The organism is Ornithinimicrobium pekingense DSM 21552 (genome assembly GCF_000421185.1).
Classification (GTDB): domain Bacteria; phylum Actinomycetota; class Actinomycetes; order Actinomycetales; family Dermatophilaceae; genus Ornithinicoccus; species Ornithinicoccus pekingensis.
Map to the genome: position 1 here is coordinate 36,558 of NZ_ATWJ01000002.1, position 23,533 is coordinate 60,090.

Here is a 23,533-nt window from a genome sequence, read left to right on the forward strand (position 1 = left end):
CCTTCCGCGTGGGGACGTAATTCTTCGGGGGATCGTGGGGGCGTGCCGGTCGGTCAGACCGTCTGCGGCAGGGCCGCCAGGTAGCGCTCGGCGTCGAGGGAGGCCATGCAACCGGTGCCGGCGGCGGTGATGGCCTGCCGGTAGGTGTGGTCGACGAGGTCGCCGCAGGCGAAGACACCGGGCAGGTTCGTGGCGGTGCCGCCACCCTGGGTGAGGACGTAGCCCTCGGCGTCCAGGTCGACCTGGCCGACGATGAGCTCGTTGCGGGGGTCATGCCCGATGGCGATGAACAGACCGGTCGCCTCGACCTCACGGGTCTGCCCGGTCACGGTGTCCCGCAACGTGATCGAGCTCAGCTTGGGGTCTCCGTGCAGGGCCGCGACCTCGGCGTTCCAGATGAAGCTGATCTTGGGGTCGTTCATCGCGCGCTCGGCCATGATCTTGCTGGCCCGCAGCTCGTCGCGCCGGTGCACGACCGTGACGGTCCGGCCGAAGCGGCTCAGGAAGGTCGCCTCCTCCATCGCCGAGTCGCCACCGCCGATGACGACGATGTCCTGCTCCCGGAAGAAGGCCCCGTCGCAGGTCGCACACCAGGACACCCCGTGGCCAGAGAGCCGGTGCTCGTCGGGCAGGCCGAGCTCGCGGTAGGCGGACCCCATCGCCAGGATGACCGAACGTGCCCGGTGCACGTCGCCGTTGCCGTCCGTGACCGTCTTCACGGGGCCGGTCAGGTCGACCTCCACGACGTCGTCGCGGACCAGCTCGGCACCGAAGCGCTCGGCCTGCTCACGCATGTTCATCATGAGCTCGGGGCCCATGACGCCCTGGGGGAAGCCCGGGAAGTTCTCCACGTCCGTCGTGTTCATCAGGGCGCCCCCCGCGGTGACAGAGCCCTCGAACAGCAGGGGGGCGAGGTTGGCCCTGGCCGCGTAGACGGCCGCGGTGTAGCCCGCCGGGCCCGAGCCGATGATGATGACCTCGCGCACGCCGTCGCCGGCGGGCTGGGGCGTGGGGGTCAGAACGTCGCTCTGGCTGGTCATGGGGTCCTTCCTGGACGGTCGACGGGGCACGGGCGTGCGCCGGAGCGCATCGCGAGGACCGGCTGTTGCGTTCAACCGATCCTAGGGCGCGGGTGTTCCCGCCGCGGCGCCGGCCCGGCGCGGTGGGGCGGGCGGGACGGGTGGGTCAGGGTGCGGGCCAGGCCACCGCGTGGAGGGGCTCGACGTCGGCGCCGGTGGTGCACGACCAGGGCAGGACCAGCGCCTGGCCCGGGTCGGCGTCGGGGCCGTCGGCGCCGAGGAGCACCACGACGCGGTCACCGTCCATCTCGGCCTGCGCGGCATGCACCGTCGTCCACGGCCGGACGGTCTCGACCGCGCGCCAGCAGGACCGTGCCGCGGCCGGGGTGAGCCCGCCGGTGCCGCTGTCCGCTCCGGCCGTACCGGCCTGCGCCATGATGCGCTCGGGGTAGTCGTCGGCGTGGACCGCACCGAGCACGGGGAGCACGAGGACGTCGGTGGGCAACGCCTCGTCGAGGTCGCCGGCCTCCTCGGCACCCTGCTGCGCGTCGCCCGTGGCGGCGTCGTCCGACAGCGTGCCAGCCCCGCCCTCGGCCGGTCCGGCCCCGTCGGCGCCCTCCCCGCCGAGCGCACCCAGCTGCTGCCCGTCACCTGCGCTGTCGCCGCCTGCGCCGGCATCGCGCTCGGCGCTGTCGGCCGCTGAGCGTGCCGGCACCTGGGCGGCGCTGTCGAAGGCGGGTCCGCCGGAGGTCCCGACCCCGCCGAGCTCGCCGATGGCCACGGTGGCGACGAGCAGGCCGGCCGCCGCGGCGCCCAGGAGAGCCACCGTGCGTCCGGGCCGCCGGTGGGACCGCTCGGCAGCGAGGTCGACGACCGAGTCGGAGCGGGACCCGAGCCCTCCCGCCGTCGCCTGCTCCCGGTGCGCGTGCTCGACCGCGAGCCGGGCCTCGATCCGCTCGACCAGGTCCTGCGGCATGGGGCCGGGGTCGGGCAGGGCGGAGAGCAGGGCACGGATGCCCGTGGGGTCGTGCTCGTGCGCCTCGGGGTCGCCGCCGGAGCGCCGGCCCTGGCTGTCGCTGGGCGTCACGCGCAGACCTCCTCACGGTCGGGACGGGCGGGAACGGTCCTGGGTGCCCGCCGGGCGCGGACCTGGTCCCGGTGAGCCTGGACATGCAGCCGCTCACCTGGGTACGACGAGCGGGACCGGTCAAGGGTTCCCGACGGGCCTCGGCGGAGCGCGACGCGCGCGCGTGACCTGCACCACGTCATACCCGTGGCCCCTCGGCCGCGCCGTCCAGGCGCAGGATGCGCGCCATGGCCTCCCGGCCACGGGAGCAGCGGGACTTGACCGTGCCCTCCGCGACCTCCAGCACGCGCGCCGCCTCGGCCACGCTCAGCCCGTGCATGTCGACCAGCGTGAGCGCGAGGCGCTGACCCTCCGGGAGCTGATCGAGCGCCGCGCGCACGTCGAGCCGTACGTCGACGGAGTGGTGCCGGTCCCGCGGCTCGACCGGGTCGTGGTCGGCGATGTCGGAGGTGGGCCGGACGCGGCGCAGGCGGTCCAGGCAGGCGTTGACGGTGATCCGGTGCAGCCAGGTGGTCACCTGCGCCTCGCCGCGGAAGGAGCCGGCGCGACGGAAGGCGTTGAGGAAGGCGTCCTGGACGGCGTCAGAGGCCATCTCCGGGTCCCGGGTGGTCCGCAGCGCCAGTGCCCACATCCGGTCGCGGTGCCGGCGGAAGATCTCCCCGAACGCCTCGGGGTCACCGTCCTGGTGCAGGCGCAGCAACGTGTGGTCGTCGAGCTCGGTCAGCTCCCGCGCGACGCCCACGGTCTCGGTCACCGGACGGTGATCTCGCGCACGCTGACGACCTCTCCCTCCGGAGAGGACCAGGCGCGGTCGAACCACACGATGAGGTAGCGGCCCGTGGCCGGCTCGTCCGGGGCTGCGGTGAAGGTGCCGCTGGCCGCGTCGTCGGACCCGAGCTCGGTGGCGCCGTCGATCGTGGCGTCAGGGGACAGGTAGGCAGAGACCCCCATGTCGCCCTCGCCGAGCTGCACCTCGACCTGGCTGACCTGGGCGCCCTCGCCGAGGTCGAGGATGAGCCCGGTGCCGGTCTTCAGCCCGCCCCAGCCCGCGGAGTAGTAGGTGTGGGAGGACCAGGCGGTCTCCGCGTCGCCGTCCACGGCCAGCGGGGTCTGGTCGTTGTTCTCGTCGCCGTCCCCCTGCGGGTCGTAGGAGGTGATGCCGAGCACGGGGACCGTCCCGCCGTCGGCCGGCGGGGCCGCCGGTGCCGGCTCCTCGGTCTCGGGCGGGGCAGCGGTCTCCTGCTCCTCCTCGGCCGGGGACGCGGTCTGCGTGCCCACGGCGGCGTCCGAGGGGACGGCCGCCGGGTCGTCGTCACCGCCGCCGATGCCGCGCAGCGCGCTCCAGCCGAGCACGATGGCCAGCCCGAGCAGCCCGACGAGGACCAGCATGACCACGGCCGTCTGCGCGCCGGTGCCACGCTCCTCCCGCAGCGTGGCGGGCTCGCCCTCCTGGCGCCGCGGCGGCACCGGGCGAGCGCCACCGCGCGGCCGGGGGGTGATCGGGTCGCCCGTGCTGCGCACGCCGAGCATCTCGGCGGTCGAGGGACGCCCCCCTCCGGCCGGTGCGTGCGGCCCGGTGACGTCGCGACCCCTGCCGAAGAACCCGGTGTCGGTCGGGTCGCTGTCGTCGACCCGGGCGGCGGGGGCCTGCCCGGACGTCGCACCCCCACCCCGGGGGACCACCGCGGTGGCGTCGGGGTCGGCGGCGTGCTCGGTGTCGGCAGGGTGGGCCGCGGCCGCGGCGGCGCTCGCACCGGAGGCGGCGGACAGCACGCCGGCCGTGGGGTCGGCACCGCGGTCCTTCTGCGGCGCGCTGATCGAGGAGGGCCGGCGACCGTGCACCATCTCCGAGGACCACGGCGCCAGCTGCCGGGCGAGCTCACCCGGTGTCTGCGGCATCCGGCCGAGCTCGGCCTCGGAGCCGTGCACCGTGCGGCACAGGGCGTCGAGGTCGCCCGGCACGCCTCCCACGAGCTCGGACGGGGCCAGGAGCGAGCCGTCGGCCGTGCGCCGGGCCGGCCGCAGCCCGGGCAGGTCCTCACCAGGCCACCGGCCGGTGAGCCCGGTGTAGAGCAGCGACACCAGGTCGGCGGTGTCGATGATCGAGGCCTCGGTCGGCGTGACGTCGTCGGTGCCCTCCAGCGCGGAGGCGACCCCCACGCCGGAGATCTTGACGGTCCCGTCGCTGGTGCGCAGCACCGAGTGCGGGTTGAGGTAGAGGTGGTGCAGCCCTCGACGGCGTGCCGACTCCAGGCCGGCGGCGCTCTCCCCGACGATGCGGCGGGCCTCCTCGGCCGCGAGCGGCTCGTCGGCGACGAGGGAGGCCAGCGACTCGGCCTCGCTGAGGCCCTCCTCGATGATCCAGCACAGCCCGTGCTCGGTGCCCACGTCGAGCACCCGCACGAGCCGCGGGTCGTCGACGGAGGCCACGCGGCGGGCGCCGTCCAGGACAGCCTGGGCGACCGGTTCGAAGTCACCGGTGGCCGGGAGCACGGTGACCGCGACGAGGCGCCCCAGCGTGACGTCGCGCGCTGACCAGTACTCCAGCGTGCCGCCGTCGCGGCGGGCCAGGAGCTCGTCCAGCGCGTAGCGTTCACCCAGCAGGGTGCCCACCTCGAGCCGATCCATGTCGCCGTCCTTCCCTGTCGCCCCAGGTGGGGCGGTGTCCCACCCTAGTGTGCCTGCTGCCGCGCCCGACCCCGTCCGTGACGCGCTAGCCGGCTGCCGATCGGTCCGGTCGCCTCCCGACGCCCCGTCCGAGGGTAGGGGGCTGGAGGCCGCCGAGGGTCCTGGACCTCCCGGGGCCTGAGCGTCGACGATGCCGGGCACCTGCAGGGCCGCCCCCGGGTGGAGCGGGGGCACGGTGGTCCGTCCCTCGTCGTCCTCCCACGGGATGTCGTGCCACGGCGCCAGCGGCAGCATGCCGCTGTCGTCGGGATGACCGGGCGTGGGGCCGGTGGGCTGGTCGGAGATGGCGCGGTAGGACCCGGTCGGCTCCGGCCCGGACCCGGGCTCCTCCTCGGCCCCCTCCGCACGTTCCCCGCCGGACCGGCGCGTACCCGGCAGCCGGGACAGCAGCCGCGGGGCGCCGGGCACCCGGCGCAGCAGCGGACCGGCAGCCTCGGCGAGCTCGGCGACCCCGAGACGGTGGGCGACGACGGCATACAGGGCCAGGTAGAGCAGACCGCCCACCGCCAGGGCTGCGACGGTGCGCAGCCACTCACCACCGTCCACCGACGGGGTCCGGACGATCCCGCCGGGCACGAGCGCACGCATCAGCAGCCAGGTGGGCAGGGCCGCGACGAGCGCGGCGGCCAGCGCCCGGGTGAAGGTGCCGGCGACGCCGCGCAGACCGAGCCGGCCTGCCGGCAGCCGGCGGTGCACGGCGCGCAGCCCCAGGACCGCGGCGGTCGTCTGACCCAGGGCCTGCCCCAGCGCGACGAGGACGGCGGCGGTGCCGGGGGGCAGGCCGCGGGTCAGGAGCAGGACGACGAGCAGGACACCGGTGATGGCCAGCTGGAAGAAGAACGGGGTGCGCGCGTCCTCGAAGGAGTAGAAGACCCGCGCGCAGAGCAGGTAGACCCCGTAGGACACCAGTCCCAGCGTCAGCGTCATCAGGATGGGCGCCATCGCGCGTGGGTCGACGTTCTCGGGGAAGATCACCCGGATGACGTAGGGCGCGAGCACGACGACCGCCACCGCGAGCGGGACCATCGCCGTGCCGAGCAGCCGCAGGCCCCGGGAGGTGTGGTCGGCCATCTCCTCGAGGTCGTCCCGGGCAGCAGCCTTCGACAGCACCGGGTAGATCGCCGTGAGCAGCGAGAGGGCGATGAGCGAGTGCGGCAGGATGTAGATGAGGAAGGCGTTGTCGTAGGCGGCCTTGCCGGGTGCGGTCGGGGCCGCGACCGTCACCCACGCGAACACGTTGTAGACGAAGAGCATGCCCAGCTGGCTGACCCCGACGTCGGCGAGCGACCAGCCCGCCATCCGCGAGGCGGAGCCCAGCCCGACGCCGCGGAAGCCCCAGCGGAAGCGCCACCGGAACCCGGTGCTGCGCACCACCGGCAGCAGCACGACGGCCTGCAGCAGGATGCCCAGGGTCGCGCTGCCGGCCAGCAGCCAGATCATCCCGGGCGTCCAGGCCTCCAACGGGATCCCGCCGCGGTCCGGCGGCACGCTGGCGTCCGGGTAGCGGCGCATGAAGACGACGATCCCGGTGATCGCCACCACGTTGGCCAGGGCCGGGGACCACATGAAGGCGCCGAAGCGGTGGTGGGCCGAGAGCACCTGGCCGAGCAGCGCGTGCAGCCCGTAGAAGAGGATCTGCGGGACGCACAGGTAGGCGAAGAGGACCGCCAGGCTCAGCTCGGGCCCGCCCCACTCCCACTTGAGGTTGTAGAGCTTGGTGACCAGCGGGGTGGCCGCCACGAAGAGCACGGTGCCGCCGACGAGCACGGTCACCGCCAGCGTGAGGAGACGGTCGGTGTAGTCCTGGCCCTGCTCGCCGCGGGACATCGCCCGCGTGATCTGCGGCAGCAGCACGACGTTGAGGACGCCGGCGGCCATGAGCACGTAGATGGTGTTGGGCAGGGAGTTGGCGGCTTGCCACACGTTGGCTGCCGGGGTGGTGAGCCCGACGGCGGCTGCGAGGAGGGCCACCCGCACCAGCCCCAGCACGCGCGAGACCAGCGTGCCGCCCGCCATCACCAGGCTGGACCGCGCCAGGGAGGCCGACGACGAGTGCGACGACGAGGACGAGGTCACCGGTTCTCCTCCGCGGTGGGGGTGGACGACGCCGCGACGACCGCGGAGCGGGGCGCGGTGCGCCGGGCGCGGACCAGGCCCAGCACGAGGACGAGACCGGCGATGCTGCCGAGCACCCAGTAGATCCACACCCCGGTCGGCTGCACCCGCACGCTGACCTGGGCGTCGTCGCCCAGCACCGTGCCGTTGGGCGTGGTCAGGCGTGCGTTGACGGTGGTGACGCCGCGGGTCACGGCGCGGGCGGTGAACGAGACGGTGGCCCGGCTGCGGGCGCCGATCGAGATCGGCTCGGGCTGCTGGACGATACGCAGCAGGCTGCGGTCGGGCAGCACCTCCACGCGCACGCCCTCGACGGCGACCGGCAGGTCGTTGACCACCGTGACCTGCATGATGCCCTGGTCGGAGAGGAAGTTGACCGTGCTCGGGTTGACGTGGACCGCCTCCTGCACCCGTGCCACCGGTCGGCGGGCCGACTGCCAGGCGTCGGCCCAGGGCTCCGCGTCACCGCGCCACCGGGTCGACCACAGGTGGCCCAGCACCGGCTCCCAGGTCCGCAGGACCGAGGTGTCCCCGAGGATCTCCGAGAGCCCCGCGAGCGAGGTCTGCAACCGGGCCAGGCTGCGCAGCTGCCGGGCCCCCAGCGGGCTCGGCCCCGGTTCCACCCGCTCGACCAGCGTGCGCCCGAGCACCTCGGGGGCGGGTGCCACCCCGCTCAGCGGTGCTGCAGACGTGCCCGCCGCGGCGGCGAGCAGGTCCGAGGCGCTGACGGCCCGCGCCCACGGCGCGGTCTCGAAGCCCTCGGTCAGGGCGTCGAGCACGCCACCGGGGACCTGCGCGCCCCTCGGCGGGGCGTAGAGCATCGACCGCCCGGCCAGCGGGTCCTGCTGGTATGCGGTGAGGCTGTCGGCGAGCAGGCGCTGCGTCACGGCCCCCTGCCCGAGCTCGGCCGTGTCGCTCGCGGCCCCCGCCAGGAGGGCGGCCGCACGCGTGTCGGCGCCGAGGGCGACGACGTCGGAGGCACCCTCGACCGGGCGGGCGGCGGCGCCCACGGAGGTGTTGGACCCCCCGCTGAGGGACTCGCGCGGGACCACCACCGCAGCGACCCCCTCGGGGGTCGCCGGCCGGGTCGCCCACAGGCGGTCCAGCGCGGTGACCTGCTGCGTCGTGGGGGCGGACAGGGCCGGCCAGGCCACGTCGCTGCGGCCGCGCTGCAGGAGGCGCCGCACCTGGGCGGGCGACTGCGGCAGCGGCAGGTGCATGGCGGTGCGGACGGTCGCGGGGTCGGCCTGCTGGGCCAGCAGGGCGGCGACGTCGGGGTCGGCGGTCGGGGTCCACCACAGCTGCTCGGCGGCGGAGCGCGCCAGCAGGCCGCGCAGGGCCACGAGCCCGTCCTCGACGTCGGCGGCGGTCACGGGGTCTGCCGGCCCGGCCGCGCCGCCCAGCTCCTGGCCCTTGTCCAGCCCCTCGTCCTCACCGCCGTCGCCCGGGGCCGTGGCCGCGCTGCCGTCTGTCCCGTCGCCGGGGTCCTGCCCGGTGGGCGCCTCGGTGCTCGTCGAGCCGTCGGCGCCGGGTGCGGCGGTCTCCTCCTCGGGCGCGTCCGTCGTGACGGCGGCGTCGTCCGGCGGTGCGGTCGAGGTGGTCCCGTCGTCGTCCGGGGGCGGGCGGCCGTCGGGCCCCTGCGTGGGGTCGTCGGGGTCCGCGGGGTCGGGTCCGCCCGGCTCGGGCGCGGCCTCGACCAGCTCGTCGGCGGGGTCCACCGGCACCAGCAGGGCGGGGTCGACCATCCACGTCACCGACGGCAGGGTGAGGCTCTCCAGCCAGGTCCGCGCCGGCGAGCCGGGGCCGGTCGCCTCCGACCAGGCGGTGTGCCGGTCCTGGTCGTCCCGGCTCGTCAGCGCCGGGTCGGCGGGCAGGGTCAGCGGCACCACCCACGTGACGTCGAGCGGGTCGGCGACCGCGTGCGTGCGGGCGGCTGCCAGGACGGTGCGCAGCACGACGGGCTCGGCCGGGGGTGCCGTGGCGGTACCGCCCGAGCCCGCCTCGGCGGGCGGCTCGCCGGAAGCCTCGATCTGCAGCGCCAGGGCCGCCAGGTCGCCGGGCACGGCGTTGAGGCCCCACTCGGGCACCTCGACGGTGAACGGCACGGAGGCGCCGGGCACGACGACGGGACCGACCGCGTCCTCGCCGAGCACCCAGCCGGTCTCGCGCTGGTCGCGTCCCTCGAGCCAGTGGGTCACGTCGGCCCGGCTGGTCAGCGGGGACCACGCGGCGCGGACCGTGACGGTGCTCAGCCTGCGCTGGCCGGGGCTGTCGTTGACGATGCGCCCGCGCAGCGTGACGGGCTCGCCGACGTGCGGGACGGTGGGCTCCACCTCGTCGAGGACCACCCGGACCGTGCCGTCCAGGCCCTGCTCCGTCGGCTCGTCCGGCTCGTCGTCCGTGCCGGACCCGGGGAGCGCGCTCGAGGGGGCGGCGGCCGGGGAGGCCCCGGGGACCGGGACGCCTCCCTGGGCCGGGACGACAGGCAGGGCCGCCAGGGCTGTCGACAGGGTCGCGACGACCCCGGCGGTCGCGGCCGCGGCACGGGGACGAACCGCCCACGCGGAGCGGCGGGCTGACCGGATCACGACGTCGTCAGGCGCTCCGGGTCAGGCGCGTCCACGCCTCACGCGCGATGCGACGCTCGTTGGGGAAGGTGAGCTTGCGGTGGACCTCGTCCAGCGGCACCCAGATGGCGTCGATCGCCTCCTGGTCCGGGTCCTTCTCCACGGTCAGGTAGCCACCCGTCGCCTCGAGCAGGTAGTGGTGCACCATCTTGTGGATCCGGTGCGAGGGCGTGGTGAACCAGTACTCGATCGTGCCCAGGGTGATCAGTACCCTGCCCTCGATGCCGGTCTCCTCCGCCACCTCGCGCTCCGCGGTCTGCACGAGCGTCTCGCCCGGCTCGACGTGGCCCTTGGGCAGGCACCACTCGACCTTCCCCGAGCGGTTGCGCCTGGCGATGATCGCGATCCGCGCACGGCCGTCGTGGACGTCGATCACCACACCCCCCGCGGAGGTCTCGCTCACCGACGGCAGCCGTCGCGCGGACGGCTGGGGTCGGGAGGCGGTGGTCATCCTCACACTGTAACCAGTGTGGCGAGGAGTGCCCAGGGATGAGCGACCCCCCAGGCGAGTCCCCTACCCTTGATGAGATATGTCCACCTCCACCACGGCTGACGGCGTGCTCCTCGCCCAGGCGCTGCGGCACCTGCGCCCGACGCTGCCCCTGCTCAGCGAGGTCGGGGAGCGGTTCGCCGACGCCGGGCACGAGATCGCACTCGTCGGCGGACCGGTCCGTGACGCCTTCCTCGGGCGCCCCTCACCGGACCTGGACTTCGCGACCTCCGCGCACCCCGAGCAGATCGAGCAGGTGCTGGCCGGCTGGGCCGACGCCGTGTGGGACGTCGGCCGCGCCTTCGGCACCATCGGGTGCCGCCGCGGCGAGCAGACGCTGGAGATCACCACCTACCGGGCCGACGCCTACGAGGAGGACTCGCGCAAGCCGGTCGTGGCGTTCGGCGACAACCTGCACGACGACCTGGTGCGCCGCGACTTCACCGTCAACGCCATGGCGCTGCGGCTGCCGGACCTGACCTTCGTCGACCCCCACGGCGGCCTCGGTGACCTCGCCGCGCAGGCCCTGCGCACACCGCATACCCCGGAGGTGTCCTTCAGCGACGACCCTCTGCGGATGATGCGGGCGGCCCGCTTCGCCGCCCAGCTCGGGCTCGTCCCCGCCCCTGAGGTGCTCGAGGCGATGACGGGTATGGCGTCGCGCATCTCGATCGTCTCCGCCGAGCGGGTGCGCGACGAGCTGGTCAAGCTGCTGCTGGCCCCCGACCCCCGGGCCGGGCTCGAGGTCATGGTCGCTACCGGTCTGGCGGACCACGTCCTTCCCGAGCTCCCGGCCCTGCGGCTCGAGGTCGACGAGCACCACCGGCACAAGGACGTCTACGAGCACACCCTCACCGTCCTCGAGCAGGCCATCGCGCTCGAGGACGCGCCGTCGGTCGGCGACGACAGCCCCGGCGGCGACAGCTCGGGCGGGGGGCCGGCGGAGGACGGCGCCGATGACGCCGTCCCGGGGCCGGACCTGGTCCTGCGGCTGGCCGCCCTGCTGCACGACATCGGCAAGCCCGCCACCCGCCGTTTCGAGCCCGGCGGGGGCGTGAGCTTCCACCACCACGAGGTCGTCGGCGCCAAGATGACCCGCGCGCGGCTGAGGGCGCTGCGCTTCGACAAGCAGACCGTCCGGGCCGTGTCGCGCCTGGTGGAGCTGCACCTGCGGTTCCACGGCTACGGCACGGGGGAGTGGACCGACTCCGCGGTCCGTCGTTACGTCGCCGACGCCGGGCCGCTGCTCGGGCGCCTGCACCGGCTGACCCGGTCGGACAGCACGACCCGCAACCGGCGCAAGGCGGCCAGGCTGGCCGCCAGCTACGACCACCTCGAGGAGCGGATCGCCCGGCTGCGCGAGGAGGAGGAGCTGCGCGCGGTGCGCCCCGAGCTCGACGGCAACCAGATCGGCGAGATCCTGGGCATCCCCCCGGGGCCGGTGCTGGGCCGTGCCTACAAGCACCTGCTGGCGGTGCGCCTCGACCAGGGCCCGCTCGGCCCGGAGGGCGCCCGCCGCGAGCTGGAGCGCTGGTGGGCCGACCAGCCGGAGTCGGGACGTGGGTAGGCACCGCTCCGCCGGCCCCGCATCCTCCGTCCCGACCGACCTCTCCCGCCGGCCCCAGCCCGTCCGGCACGGGTCACCCCGTCGCGCGGCCCGCATCGCCGCCCGGGAGGAGCAGCGCCGCCGGCGCCGCGCCGAGCGTCGTCGGCGCCGCGAGCGCAGCAGGGACCGGCGGTCGCGGCACGCCCCCGTCCCGCTGGGGCGGCGCCTGATGGCGCTGCCGTGGGTGACGTTCGTGCTGGTGGCACTGGTCATCGGCGGCGTGGTCGACGCGCTGCGCCCGGACAGCTTCGAGGCGCGCAGCACGGTCACCGCCCTGAGCCGTCCGGCCGCCGCGCAGGCCGCCGTCGCGCTCACCCGCGCCGACCTGGCCGACCAGGTCGAGGACCGGGTCGAGCTGGAGCCGCAGTGGCGGGGGGCGCTGGAGATCGCCGTGGAGCGTCCCGAGCCGGAGTCGGTCGTCGTGCGCGCCGAGGCGCCCGACCCGCGGCTCGCCGCGCTCGCCGCCGACACCGCCGCCGCGCTGGTGGTCGAGGACGACGCCGACCTCAGCCTCACCCGCGCCGCGCTCGTGCCCACCCGGCCGAACGGCGGAGGCTCCTGGTGGCCGTGGGTCGTCGGTGGCGGCGGCGCCCTGCTACTGGCCCTGGCCGTGGAGCGGCGCCGGGAGCAGAACGAGGGGGACGACGCGGCCGCCCGGGCGACCGCCCAGCACGCTCCTACCCCTGCCCCGGCACCTCCTACCCCTGCCCTCACCGTGGGAGGTGCCCGGTGAGCGCCACCCCGTCCTCGGCCGCGACGAGCACCGCGAGCGCACGGGAGGGCGACGTCCCTCTCACCCGGGCACGCCTGCGCGCCCTGCGCGCGGCCCGGCACGCGCTGCACGTGCCTCCGGTGCCGCGCGACTTCCGCACCGACATCGAGGGGATGCGCGCCATCGCCGTGTTCGGCGTCATGCTCTGGCACGCCGGGGTCCCCCTGCTGCCGGGCGGCTTCGTCGGCGTCGACGTCTTCTTCGTCGTCAGCGGCTTCCTCATGACCGCCCTCCTGCTGGAGGAGGCGCGGGCCCGGGGCCGCATCGACCTCGGGCGGTTCTACGCGCGCCGGGCGCGCCGACTGCTGCCGGCGGCGCTCACCGCCCTGCTGGGCACCGCCCTGCTGACCGTGACGCTCATCCCCCGCACCCGCTGGGGGGAGATCGGCGGCGACCTGCTGGCCTCCGCCGGCTACCTGGTCAACTGGCGCCTGGCCGACCGGGCGGTCGACTACCTCGACCTCGACCGGGCGCCCTCGCCGGTGCAGCACTACTGGTCCCTGGCCGTCGAGGAGCAGTTCTACGTCCTGTGGCCGGTCCTGCTCCTGCTCCTCCTGCTGGTGGCCCGGGGCCGGGCCCGCGTGTTCGTCGGCTGGTCCTGGGGGCTGACGCTGGCCGCGCTCGCGGTCTCCCTCGTGCTGTCCGCCTGGTGGACCGAGCAGAACGCGAGCCAGGCCTACTTCGTCACCCCCACCCGGGTGCACGAGCTCATGCTCGGGGCCGTCGTGGCGCTCGGCGCCCGCCGCTGGCCCCGGGTGCCCCGTGTGCCCGCCGCAGCCCTGGGCTGGGTCGGGCTGGCGATGATCGTCACCGCCCTGGTGGTCATCGACGCCTCCACACCCTTCCCCGGCACGGCCGCCCTGCTGCCGACCGTGGGCACCGCGCTGGTCATCGTCTCCGGCTTCGCCGCCGCGGGATGGGGGCCGGACGTCGTCCTGCGGGCCCGGCCCCTGCAGTGGACCGGACGGATCAGCTACAGCCTCTACCTGTGGCACTGGCCCTTCGTGGCGGCGGCCGCCTCCCTGTCCCGGGTGGGCTCGGGCGGACCTGATCAGCTGCCCGTCCACTGGGGGGTGCTGGCGGTCGTGGTCTCGGTCGTCCCGGCCTGGCTGTCCTTCCGCTACGTCGAGGAGCCGGTCCGTGTGCGGGGCCGGGTCCTGGCCCGGCGGCTTCCGCAGGGTGTGGTCACCCAGCGCACGCTGCGCCTCGGGCTCAACTGCACGCTCGCGGGGCTGCTCGCCGGTCTGGGTCTGATGGCGGTGGCCCCCGGTACCGGCACGAGCGGTCCGGTCGCCTGGCGGACCCCGCCGGTCGTCGAGGAGCTGCGCGCCCCCGTGGGTGCAGGCACGCTCGCTGCGGCCGAGGCCGCCGACGGCCGGTCCGGTCCGGGGGACCTCGGCCGGGCCCCCGTGACAGCGATCGCCGACGGTGTCGCCGGCGGGGTGAGGCTCGGCAGCGACGACGAGCTGGACGGGACGGCCGCGCTCGCCGACGGCTCCGACAGCGGCTCGGCGCTGGGGTCAGGGGCCCAGCGTGTCCCGGCGCCGGACATCCCCGAACGGATCGGCACGCTCGCCATCCCGCTGGAGCAGGTGCGCGACGACCTGCCGGTCCTCGAGCCCGAGGGCTGCTTCGTCGGGATCACGGGGACCGAGGTCGGGGTCTGCGAGGCGGGTGACCCGGAGGGCGACGTCACGGTCGCGCTGACGGGGGACAGCCACGCGGGGATGTGGGTCACCGCCCTGGACGAGATCGGCCGGGAGCGCGGATGGCGTGTCCTCGTGCTGGCCAAGTCCTCCTGCCCGCCCGCCCCGGGGGTGCCGCTGCCGCGCTCGGGCCAGCCGGACGGCTACACCCAGTGCGCCGACTACCAGCGTGACGTCGGGCCCCGGCTCCTGGAGCTGGACCCCGACGTGGTGCTGATGTCCTCGGCGTCCTACAGCCGGGTCGACGCGGACGAGCTGGCTGCCGCCATGGCCTCGCAGGTGGACGGGCTGCGGGCGGCGGGGATCGTGCCGGCGCTGATCCGCGACGTGCCCCGGCCGCCCTTCGACGTCCCCGAGTGCCTGGTGAGCAACCCCGACGCCGTCGCCGAGTGCGCCTTCCCGCGCGCGGACGCCCTCGAGCGTGCGGGGAGCGGCCAGCCCGAGCTGCTCGAGCTGCGCCCCGCGCTGCCGGTCGTCGACCTCAACGACGCCATCTGTCCCGCGCAGACGTGCTCGCCGGTCGTGGGCGGTGTCGTGGTCTGGCGGGACAGCAACCACCTGTCCGCCACCTATGTCGACTCGCTGCGGGAGCTGGTCGAGGAGCAGGTCAGCCCGATCGTGACCACCGCGCGGATGCCCGAGCCCGCCCGCTCACCCCTGCTCGAGGGCGAGCGCATCGGCCGGTCGTGACGCGGCGGGCCGGGCCCGGGGCGGTGCGCCGGGGTCGGCCTCGTCCCAGACCCGCCACAGCACCCACACCCACGCGGCGGCGCGCAGCGTGACCACGAGCGCGTAGGTCTCGGGCGGCAGCCCCCGGCCCGGGTCGCTGGCGAAGGCGATGTGCAGCCAGGTCGCCACGAAGTGCAGGGTCTCGACGAGGGCCCAGACCAGGTGCTCCCCCCAGGGCCGGGCCGAGAGGGCCAGGAAGACCAGCACCCACAGCCCGGACTGCACCGACAGCGACGGCGCGGTCAGGACCACGACGGCGGTCATCGCCGCGGCCAGCTGGGCCTCACCCAGCCGTCGTCCCGGCCGACCGACGAGCCACACGCCCAGCCCGGCCGCTGCCAGCCACCCGACGACGGCGACCACGGTCGAGGTGAGCGGCAGCAAGGGCGAGCCCATCAGGTCGGGCACCATCTGCAGGGCGCCGTAGCCGGCGGCCGTGCCGCTGCCCCACCACTGCGTGACGGCCGTGAGCGAGCGCGGCTCGAGGAGCAGCAGGGGCACGACGACCGCCAGCGCACCGAGCACCGCGCCCACGACCGCCTGTCCGGCCCGCAGCGGCGCCGCGGGGGGGTCGAGGTGACGGCCGGCCATGTCGTCGTGGCTAGGTCCGTCGTCCCGCCCGCGGCGAGCCGCCACCAGCACGATGGCGAGCAGCACCAGCAGGGGGAAGGGGCGCACGAGCGAGGCCAGCCCCAGGAGGACCCCGGCGCCCCAGCCGTGCCCCCGCCGCCAGGCCCACAGCGCAAGAAGCGTCAGGCTGACGCCGAGCAGGTCGGTCGAGACCAGGGCGAGCGTGACCAGGACCGGGCTGGCGGCGAGGTGGGCGGCCTGCCACGGACGACGGGGCCGCAGGGCGACGACCGCCAGCACCCCCGCGGCCAGCAGCAGCACGCACGCCAGGGCCCACAGGACGAGCACCCACTGCTGCGCACCGGTGCCGGACCCCGCCTCGGGCGAGACCCGGGCGAGCAGCCACATCGCCAGCCCCGACAACGGGGGCTGGGTGGACGGCACCCCGCCCGCCCACGGCAGCTGCCGGTCGGCCAGGGCGGAGCTGACGTGCACGACGGGCAGGTCGGAGTAGCAGGCCCGCCAGAACTGGTCGGGGGTGCTCCAGCCCTTCATCAGGCAGTGACCCTTCTGCCACACCCCCAGGGCCAGCACGGCGGCGCCCAGGGCGACCAGCACGGCGGCGACCCCGGCCAGACCCCGCGCGCCGACGACGGCATACCTGCCGAGAGGCCCTCCGAGGACGCCGGTGGCGCGCGCCACCACCGGGTCGGCCCAGGACGGCACGACCCACGGCACGTCGCGCCGCGTGCGCTCCCGCGGTGGCCTCACGCCTCAGCCGGTGGGTCCGGGCCCGGCGCCACCGCCCTCGCCCGGCGGCTCCTCACCACCGTCACCCGGGGGTGCGGGGGGCTCGGGCACCGTCGGTGCCGGGCTGGTCGGCGCCGGCACCGTCGGGGTGGGGCTGGTCGGGGCGGGAGTGGTCGGCTCCGGGGTGGTGGGCTCGGGGGTGGTGGGCTCGGGGGTGGTGGGCTCGGGCGTCGTCGGCTCCGGCTCGGTCTCCGTCGCGGTCTCTGTCTCCGTCGGCTCCTCCGAGGTGGTCTCGGTGGGCTCGTCGGTCGTCGGCTCGACCGTGACGACCTGGGTCTGGGTCGGCGGCTCGCTGGTGCCGACGACCTCGCCGACGCCCACCCGCTCCGGGAAGGGGAGAACCTCCTCGCCCTCGAGCGCCAGCCGCATGAACTCCCCCCAGACCTGCGCGGGGAAGGTGCCGCCCGTGACCTGGTCCAGCCCGGCCACGTCCTGCATCGGGACCGTGCCGTCACCCTTGTACATCACCACGCCGGCGGCGAGCTGCGGCACGAAGCCGTCGAACCACGCCGAGACGTTCTCCTCGCTGGTGCCGGACTTGCCCGCGGAGGGGCGCCCGAGGTCCCCGGCGGTGGTGCCCGAGCCCTGCGTCATGACGTAGGTCATCGCGTCGGTGACGTCGACCGCGACGTCCCGGTCGACGCCGTCCTCGGTCTGCGGGTCGGCCTCGTAGGTGGTCTGCCCGCCGGCCGTGCGGACCTCGGCGATGAGGTAGGGCTCGGCCCGCTGTCCCTCCGCCGCGAGGGTCGCGTAGGCGTTGGTCATCTCCACCAGGGTCGGGGAGGCGGTGCCCAGCACGTTGGTGAGGTCGGCGCCCAGGCCGGGAGTGTCCTCCGGCAGGCCGAGGTCGACGGCAGCCTCGACCGTCTTCTGCGGGCCCACCATCTCGTTGAGCGTCACGTAGACGGTGTTGACCGACTCGGCGAGGGCGACGCGCAGGTCGAGGGTGCCGAAGGAGATGTCGCGGAAGTTGCGCACCTCGACCTCCCCCTCGCCGGTGCCGTAGGTCATCGGCGACGGCCCGGGCAGCTCGGTGAGCGTGTCGATCCCGTCGGCGACCGCGGCCGTCAGGGTGATCGGCTTGAACAGCGACCCCGCCTGCACCCGCGCCGCGGTCGCCGCGTTGAGCTGCGTCTCCTGGTAGTCCGCACCGCCGTACATCGCGGTGATCGCCCCGTCATCAGGTCGGATCGCGGTCAGGGCCGTGGTGATGTCGTCGGTGCCCTCGCCGGTCGGGCGGTAGGCCTCGACCGCCTCCTTCGCCGCGTCCTGGTGCTTCTCGACGATCGTGGTCGTCACCCGCAGCCCACCGGTGTCGATGGCGGCGTCGTCGAGGTCGAGCAGCTCGCGCAGGTCCTCCCGGGCCTCCTGCGCCACATACCCCTCCACGCCCTGCACCGCGGTCGAGGGCGCGGCCTCGGCGACGTCCGGGAACTCTGTGTCCTCACGGGCCGCCTGGTCCAGCCAGCCCATCTCGACCATGCCGCCCAGCACGTAGCCGAACCGCTCCTCCGCGCGCTCGCGGTTGCCCTCGGCGTAGTGCGGGTCGAACAGCGACGGCGCGTTCATCACCGAGGCCAGGAAGGCGCCCTCGGCCTCGGTGAGCTCGGAGACGTCCTTGCGGAAGTAGGCCTCGCTGGCGGTCTGGATGCCGTAGGCGCCCCGGCCGAAGTAGATGGTGTTGAGGTAGTTCTCCAGGATCTGGTCCTTGGAGAGCTCGTTGTCGATCTTGACCGAGATGAGGATCTCGCGGAACTTGCGGGTCAGCGTCTGGTCGGCGGTCAGGTAGTAGTTCTTGACGTACTGCTGGGTGATGGTCGAGCCGCTCTGCACACCCTCCCCCCGCAGCGTGCGGTAGGCCCCGCGTGCGGTCCCGGTGATCGAGACGCCCTCGTTCTCGTAGAAGGAACGGTCCTCGGCGGCCAGCACGGCGTGCTGGACGTGCTGGGGCACCTGGTCCAGCGTCACCACCTCGCGGTCGATCCCGCCGGTGAAGCGCGCCAGCTCGGTCTCGCCGTCGGCGTAGAACAGGATCGTGCTCTGGGCGTCCGCGAAGTCGTTGGGCTCGGGGATCTCCGTGCGGGCGTAGGCGACCGCGAAGGCCGTGGTGACGGCGATGGCCGCCACCAGCGCCAGACCGGCCAGCCACAGCAGGATCCGGCGCCAGCGGCCGGGCCGCTGCCGCCGCCGGGCGGAGCGCCGGGACCGCTCGCGACGGGTGGGTGGGGACGAGGCAGATCGGCTCACCGGGCCATTGTGCCTGCTGGGTGCTGTGAGAACGGTCGGAATCAGGGGGTACCGTGGATGGTTGTGCTGTGAGGCGGGCGGTCCGAGGGGGACCGCCCGAGCCGTGACTCAAGGAGATCTTCAAGATGGCATCGGTTCGCGTCGCGATCGTCGGGGTGGGCAACTGCGCCACCTCCCTCGTGCAGGGTGTGGAGTACTACAAGGACGCCGACCGCGACCAGACCGTGCCGGGACTGATGCACGTGCAGTTCGGCGACTACCACGTCAGCGACGTCGAGTTCGTCGCCGCCTTCGACGTCGACGCCCAGAAGGTGGGCCTGGACCTCGCGGACGCCCTGGGTGCCAGCCAGAACAACACCATCAAGATCGCCGACGTCCCGCCGACCGGGGTGACGGTCCAGCGCGGCCACACCCTCGACGGTCTGGGCAAGTACTACTCGATGACCATCGAGGAGTCCGACGCCGAGCCGGTCGACGTCGTCCAGGTCCTCAAGGACACCCAGGCCGACGTCCTGGTCTCCTACCTGCCCGTCGGCAGCGAGCAGGCCGACAAGTTCTACGCCCAGTGCGCCATCGACGCCGGGGTCGCCTTCGTCAACGCCCTGCCGGTCTTCATCGCCTCCGACCCCGAGTGGGCCGAGAAGTTCCGCGCCGCCGGCGTGCCGATCGTCGGCGACGACATCAAGAGCCAGGTCGGCGCCACCATCACGCACCGCGTGATGGCCAAGCTCTTCGAGGACCGCGGCGTGCAGCTGGACCGCACCTACCAGCTCAACGTCGGCGGCAACATGGACTTCAAGAACATGCTCGAGCGCGAGCGGCTGGAGTCCAAGAAGGTCTCCAAGACCCAGGCGGTCACCTCCAACGTGGCCCACCAGTTCGCCGACCGCGACGTCCACATCGGCCCCTCCGACTACGTGCAGTGGCTCGACGACCGCAAGTGGGCCTACGTTCGCCTGGAGGGGCGTGCCTTCGGCGACGTCCCGCTGAGCCTGGAGTACAAGCTCGAGGTCTGGGACTCGCCCAACTCCGCCGGCATCATCATCGACGCCATCCGGGCGGCCAAGATCGCCAAGGACCGCGGCGAGGGCGGCCCCGTCATCGGCGCCTCGGCCTACCTCATGAAGTCCCCGCCCGTGCAGATGCCGGACGACAAGGGTCGCGCCGAGGTCGAGGCGTTCATCCGCGGCGAGTGAGCCCGACGCCCGCCTGACCTGCGGGGCGACACCGGCGCGCACCCGCCCCGGTGCGCGCGAGCGGCATACACTCCCGTCGTGGCTTCCCGTGACCTGCAGGACCTCAAGCTGGTGCCCCCGCCGGCGGAGGGGACGGTCCTGTCCACGCGCCGCGGCCAGCGGCTCGTCGTGCTGGCGCACGACGCGAGCGACCTCTACCGCTCACGCAGCTTCCTGCGCGGGCTGACGGCGGGCGGGCACGACCTGACCCTGGCCTGGCTCGAGGGCGAGCTGCCCGCGGTGCAGCTGCCGGGCGCACGCCTGCCCATCCGGCCCCGGCTGGCACGGTCCCCGCTGCGGCTGGCCCGGCAGGTGACCGGCACGCCCCTGGCCCACTGGCGCGGCGACCGGCTCTCGCTGCTCGGGGCGGCCCGGCTCGACCCCGACCTGCAGCGCGCGCTCGCACGCGCCGACGCCGTCGTCGCGTTCGGTGACCGTGCCCGCGAGGTCGCCGAGGAGGTCGCCCGTGACCGGTGCCCGGTGGTGCCGCACGCGGACCTGGCCGGATGGGCCGCCCTGCCCCGGACCTGGAGGCAGCTGCGCGGCCGCGTGCGGCACGGTCGCCTCAGCGAGAGCTACGCCCGCAACCTGGCCGAGCGGGTCGCCATCATGGGGGGTGCGGTGCCCGCCGGCTCGCAGGGCGACCTGACCGAGCTGCTCGAGGAGCTGCTGCGCACCACCGGCGTGGAAGGTGCGGCCGCACTGCTCCCCTACCTCGAGCCGGACGCCAACGACCCGGTCGAGACCGCGCGCCGGCGTGCCGTCGCCGCCGCCCTGCGCACCTCGGTCGAGGGTCGGGAGGACCATGACCTGCGGGCCGCGGCCGCCGCGCTGATCACGGCTGCCGATGACGTCCTGGAGACCGGGGACGTGCCGCGCACCGCGGCCCTGGCGACCCTGGCGCTCCGGCTGCTCTTCCACCCCGAGCTGCACTCCGACGGTCTGTCCTCCCCCCTGGTCGAGGACCCCGAGACCTTCCTCGCCGCCTGGCGGGACTCCCGGGTGGGCGCCACCCTCGCCGGGTCGCCGTCCGGCGACGGCTCTGCCCGGCGCGACGCCGGCCCGGCCCCGGCCACGGGGGCACGTCCCCGCGTCGTCGTCGTCCCGGGGTCCTACCCCCGGTTCGCCACGCAGGTGACGGAGGTGCTGCGCCGGCACGCGGACGTCGACGTGGTGGACCTGGCCTCCCGCGGTCACCTGCGCGGGCTGGCCGTGCGCGGTGAGCTGGTCGAGGCACGGCTGCGGCAGGCGCTGGGTGAGGACGTGGTGGTCGACGAGACCTTCGCCGAGGAGGTCGCCGGCGCCGACGCGGTGTTCGTCGACTGGGCGGACCGCGGCGCCGTCGCCGCCCTGATGACCGTCCCGGACGGCGTGGCGGTGACGCTGCGGGTGCACAGCATGGACGCCCTGTCCCCGGGGGTGCACCTCCTCGACTGGGGCCGGGTGGACGACCTCGTCGTCGTCAGCGACCACCTCCGCGACCTCATGGTCCGGCTCGTCGGTCCGCGGCTCGGGCGCACCCGGGTCCATGTCGTGCCCAACGCCGTCGACACGACCCGGCTGCCGGAGGGGGGCAAGGCCGAGGGTGCCGACCGGACGGTGCTCATGATCGGCTGGGCCCAGCGCGTCAAGGACCCCGTGTGGGCGCTGGAGGTCCTGGCCGGGCTGCGCGCGCACGACCCCGCCTGGCGGCTGCTGCTGGTAGGACCCGACTTCTCGCCGGCCACGCTCCGGTCGGGCGCCGACTACGTGGAGGAGTTCCGGCGGCGGCTGGTGCAGCCGGACGTGTGCGGCGGGGTCGAGTTCGTGGGCGAGACCACCGACGTCGCGCCCTGCCTCGCCGCGGCCGGCTTCGTGCTGAGCAGCAGCCGGCGTGAGTCCTTCGGCCTGGGCCTGGTGGAGGGGGCGGCGTCCGGCGCCGTCCCGGTGGTGCGCAGCTGGCCGATCTTCGCCCCGCTCGACGGCGCCCGACGCCTCTTTCCGCCGGACTGGGTCGTGGACACGGTCGAGGAGGCCGTCCGGCGGGTGCTCGACCACGCGTCCCCGCAGGCGTGGGGCCCCGCCTCCGCCGAGGCGCGGGCCGAGGTGACCTCCCGGTTCCTCTCCCCGGCACCGGCCGACCGGCTCGCCGCCGTCGTCCTGGGCGGCGGGGGCTGAGGCAGCCGGGTCAGCCCCGGGCGATCTGCGCCAGGACCTGCAGGGCGGCGCTGACGTGGCGCACCGGCGAGCGGTGGTCCAACGGCTGTCCGGACAGGGTGCTGCCGGGCTCCACGACACCCCACACCCTGCTCCCGCTGCCGCGGTAGTCGCTCCACTTCGAGGGCAGGTAGGGGTTGGCCGGGAAAATGCCCTCGGTCACCGCGTCGTTGATCAGCAGCACGTCCATCCGCGCGCTCAGGGCGAGGAAGTCGAGGAAGCCGACGAACGGGCGCACCCGGACCACGTCCTGCAGCCCCCGCGCGGCGACGCCTGCCCGCAGGTCCTCCTGCTGGCCGGTGTAGATGTGCAGGCGCAGGCGCGCGCGCAGCTCCTCCGGCAGGGCGGCCAGCGCGGTGAGCACGGTGCTCATGCCCCGGCTCGCGTAGAAGTTGCCGAAGTAGCCGATGTGGCGGCAGCGGGGCTCGAGCTCCGCCTCCGGCGACGCGAGCCGGTAGAAGGAGGGCGGCAGCGTCGGGTGGGGACGCACGACCGAGCGCTGCCGGGCACGGGCCGCCAGGGCCTCGTCGCAGATCCGGCTCAGCATCAGGTCGCGCTGGTGGGCGTTGGTGAAGAGCAGCTCGTCGGCCAGCGCGTAGGGCAGGGTCTCGACCCACTCGAAGAGGTTGTCGCCGGGCGGGGGGAAGCCGGCGGCCCGCACGTCCCGGCGCAGGGCGTCCAGCAGCGCACCCTCCGCCACCGGTGAGTGGCGCTCGGTCGCGTCGACGTAGACGGACAACGGGTCGGAGAACTCGGCGGTCCACCGCACGTGCGGCCGCTCGACCTTGAACCGCGCGGCTAGCACGTGGCTGGGCACCCAGTGGGCGCGGCTGTAGACCCGCTCGTAGCCGTGGCCCTCCCGGTCCCAGGCCAGCGCCTGCGGCTGTCCCTCCACGGTGAAGCGCTCGACCGCCTTCCACGACGAGAACCACGTGGGCGTCGCCAGCGTCGCGCGCCGGCGGACCAGGTCGCCGGCGATCTGGTCCAGCGCCGGGTCGACGGCGCGCTGGGAGGACATGTCGTTGGTGATGAGGTCCACCGGCCGACCGGTCTCGTGCACGCGCTTGGCCGCGACGACCGCCGCGGTGTCCACGAACGGCGCGAACGCGAACGCCACGACCAGGTCCCGTGCGGCGCCGTGGCCCGGGCCGGCGGGGGAGCGGTCGGGCGGCACCATGGCGACACTGTATGAGGTGCACGCCCGGTCGGGGGCCGGGCACCTCCCCGGGCGCCGGTCCCGGGACGGTAGCGTGGCGCCGTGCGCGCCCAGAAGCTCCTCCTGGCGGGCGCCGGTGCGTCCGGCGTCCTGACCGTGGTCGCGGTCGTCGCGGCCGTGCTGCACTGGTGGTGGCTGGTCGTCCTCGCGGGCATGCTCCTGGTCAGCGCCGCGCTCCTGGTCGCCCTCGACGCGGACCGCCGGGTCCGGGAGCTGCGCACCTTCGTGCGCGCGCAGGTCGCCGCGATCGACACGACCGGTGGCCGCGCGGCGCCCAGCACCGAGGACGTGGTCGGCACCGTCCGCGTCCTGCAGGCCCAGTACACCGGGCGCCTCGACCGCCTCCAGGACACCGTCGAGCAGGCGCTGCGCCGACGTGATGACCGGGGCTGAGCGGCCGACCCCGGAGGGTCCGGTCGC

Annotated in this window: 15 protein-coding genes; 6 read left to right on the plus strand and 9 right to left on the minus strand. The window is 74.9% G+C overall.

Features of this window, described 5'->3' with window-relative positions:
- Positions 1 to 53 precede the first annotated feature (53 nt).
- The 6 genes from trxB to K330_RS0101380 all read right to left on the minus strand — a co-directional run bounded on the left by trxB (position 54) and on the right by K330_RS0101380 (position 9,987).
- A complete protein-coding gene (trxB, locus tag K330_RS18360) occupies positions 54 to 1,040 on the minus strand; it encodes a thioredoxin-disulfide reductase (RefSeq protein WP_022920059.1) in 987 nt (328 codons plus the stop codon).
- A gap of 145 nt (positions 1,041 to 1,185) precedes the next feature.
- Positions 1,186 to 2,106 (minus strand): hypothetical protein, encoded by a 921-nt coding sequence (locus tag K330_RS18365; protein WP_022920060.1) that lies wholly within the window; start codon positions 2,104 to 2,106, stop codon positions 1,186 to 1,188.
- Positions 2,107 to 2,284: 178 nt separating this feature from the next.
- On the minus strand, positions 2,285 to 2,860 hold the full coding sequence (sigM, locus tag K330_RS0101365) for an RNA polymerase sigma factor SigM (protein WP_022920061.1): 576 nt from the start codon (positions 2,858 to 2,860) through the stop codon (positions 2,285 to 2,287).
- The gene (murJ, locus tag K330_RS22340; protein ID WP_022920062.1) at positions 2,857 to 6,870 is read right to left on the minus strand and encodes a murein biosynthesis integral membrane protein MurJ; all 4,014 of its coding nucleotides are present in this window, start codon (positions 6,868 to 6,870) and stop codon (positions 2,857 to 2,859) included. Before murJ ends, sigM begins: the two co-directional genes overlap by 4 nt.
- Positions 6,867 to 9,497: a DUF6049 family protein gene (locus K330_RS18375; RefSeq protein ID WP_022920063.1), complete on the minus strand. Its 2,631-nt coding sequence runs from the start codon at positions 9,495 to 9,497 to the stop codon at positions 6,867 to 6,869. Before K330_RS18375 ends, murJ begins: the two co-directional genes overlap by 4 nt.
- 7 nt (positions 9,498 to 9,504) lie before the next feature.
- Entirely contained in the window at positions 9,505 to 9,987 is a 483-nt protein-coding gene (locus K330_RS0101380; protein WP_022920064.1) for an NUDIX hydrolase, read from the minus strand.
- A gap of 79 nt (positions 9,988 to 10,066) precedes the next feature.
- Here K330_RS0101380 and K330_RS0101385 point away from each other — a divergent pair, with 79 nt between their 5' ends.
- Genes K330_RS0101385 through K330_RS22345 form a run of 3 tightly spaced genes read left to right on the plus strand, consistent with a single transcriptional unit; the run spans position 10,067 to position 14,800 of the window.
- Positions 10,067 to 11,593, plus strand: a complete 1,527-nt coding sequence (locus K330_RS0101385) for a CCA tRNA nucleotidyltransferase (RefSeq protein ID WP_022920065.1) — start codon at positions 10,067 to 10,069, stop codon at positions 11,591 to 11,593.
- The gene (locus tag K330_RS0101390; RefSeq protein ID WP_022920066.1) at positions 11,586 to 12,365 is read left to right on the plus strand and encodes a hypothetical protein; all 780 of its coding nucleotides are present in this window, start codon (positions 11,586 to 11,588) and stop codon (positions 12,363 to 12,365) included. Before K330_RS0101385 ends, K330_RS0101390 begins: the two co-directional genes overlap by 8 nt.
- Complete coding sequence (locus tag K330_RS22345; RefSeq protein WP_022920067.1) at positions 12,362 to 14,800, plus strand: acyltransferase family protein; 2,439 nt, start codon at positions 12,362 to 12,364, stop codon at positions 14,798 to 14,800. The genes K330_RS0101390 and K330_RS22345 overlap by 4 nt, the downstream gene beginning before the upstream one ends.
- On the opposite strand, the gene K330_RS18385 is transcribed toward K330_RS22345, so the two are convergent.
- Together K330_RS18385 and K330_RS18390 are read right to left on the minus strand one after the other, a co-directional pair.
- The gene (locus K330_RS18385; RefSeq protein WP_156875642.1) at positions 14,762 to 16,180 is read right to left on the minus strand and encodes a glycosyltransferase 87 family protein; all 1,419 of its coding nucleotides are present in this window, start codon (positions 16,178 to 16,180) and stop codon (positions 14,762 to 14,764) included. The genes K330_RS22345 and K330_RS18385 overlap by 39 nt on opposite strands.
- Positions 16,181 to 16,183: 3 nt before the next feature.
- Positions 16,184 to 18,466 (minus strand): transglycosylase domain-containing protein, encoded by a 2,283-nt coding sequence (locus K330_RS18390; protein ID WP_022920069.1) that lies wholly within the window; start codon positions 18,464 to 18,466, stop codon positions 16,184 to 16,186.
- A 125-nt stretch (positions 18,467 to 18,591) separates the two neighbouring features.
- On the opposite strand from K330_RS18390, the gene K330_RS0101410 reads away from it, so the two are divergent.
- Both K330_RS0101410 and K330_RS22350 read left to right on the plus strand, forming a co-directional pair.
- The gene (locus K330_RS0101410; RefSeq protein WP_022920070.1) at positions 18,592 to 19,662 is read left to right on the plus strand and encodes an inositol-3-phosphate synthase; all 1,071 of its coding nucleotides are present in this window, start codon (positions 18,592 to 18,594) and stop codon (positions 19,660 to 19,662) included.
- Positions 19,663 to 19,740: 78 nt separating this feature from the next.
- Positions 19,741 to 21,858, plus strand: a complete 2,118-nt coding sequence (locus K330_RS22350; protein WP_022920071.1) for a glycosyltransferase family 4 protein — start codon at positions 19,741 to 19,743, stop codon at positions 21,856 to 21,858.
- 10 nt (positions 21,859 to 21,868) lie between these two features.
- On the opposite strand, the gene K330_RS0101420 is transcribed toward K330_RS22350, so the two are convergent.
- Positions 21,869 to 23,074, minus strand: coding sequence for a glycosyltransferase family protein (locus K330_RS0101420; protein ID WP_022920072.1), 1,206 nt, complete (start codon positions 23,072 to 23,074; stop codon positions 21,869 to 21,871).
- 81 nt (positions 23,075 to 23,155) lie between these two features.
- Between K330_RS0101420 and K330_RS0101425 the strand changes: the two genes are divergently transcribed.
- Complete coding sequence (locus K330_RS0101425) at positions 23,156 to 23,506, plus strand: hypothetical protein (RefSeq protein WP_022920073.1); 351 nt, start codon at positions 23,156 to 23,158, stop codon at positions 23,504 to 23,506.
- The last annotated feature ends 27 nt before the right edge of the window (positions 23,507 to 23,533 follow it).

Excerpts from the sequence above, each read along its gene's own strand:
- trxB (WP_022920059.1), bottom strand. The coding sequence starts at position 1,040 with ATGACCAGCCAGAGCGACGTTCTGACCCCCACGCCCCAGCCCGCCGGC.
- K330_RS0101380 (WP_022920064.1), bottom strand. The coding sequence starts at position 9,987 with ATGACCACCGCCTCCCGACCCCAGCCGTCCGCGCGACGGCTGCCGTCG.
- K330_RS0101385 (WP_022920065.1), top strand. The coding sequence starts at position 10,067 with ATGTCCACCTCCACCACGGCTGACGGCGTGCTCCTCGCCCAGGCGCTG.
- K330_RS0101410 (WP_022920070.1), top strand. The coding sequence starts at position 18,592 with ATGGCATCGGTTCGCGTCGCGATCGTCGGGGTGGGCAACTGCGCCACC.
- K330_RS0101420 (WP_022920072.1), bottom strand. The coding sequence starts at position 23,074 with ATGGTGCCGCCCGACCGCTCCCCCGCCGGCCCGGGCCACGGCGCCGCA.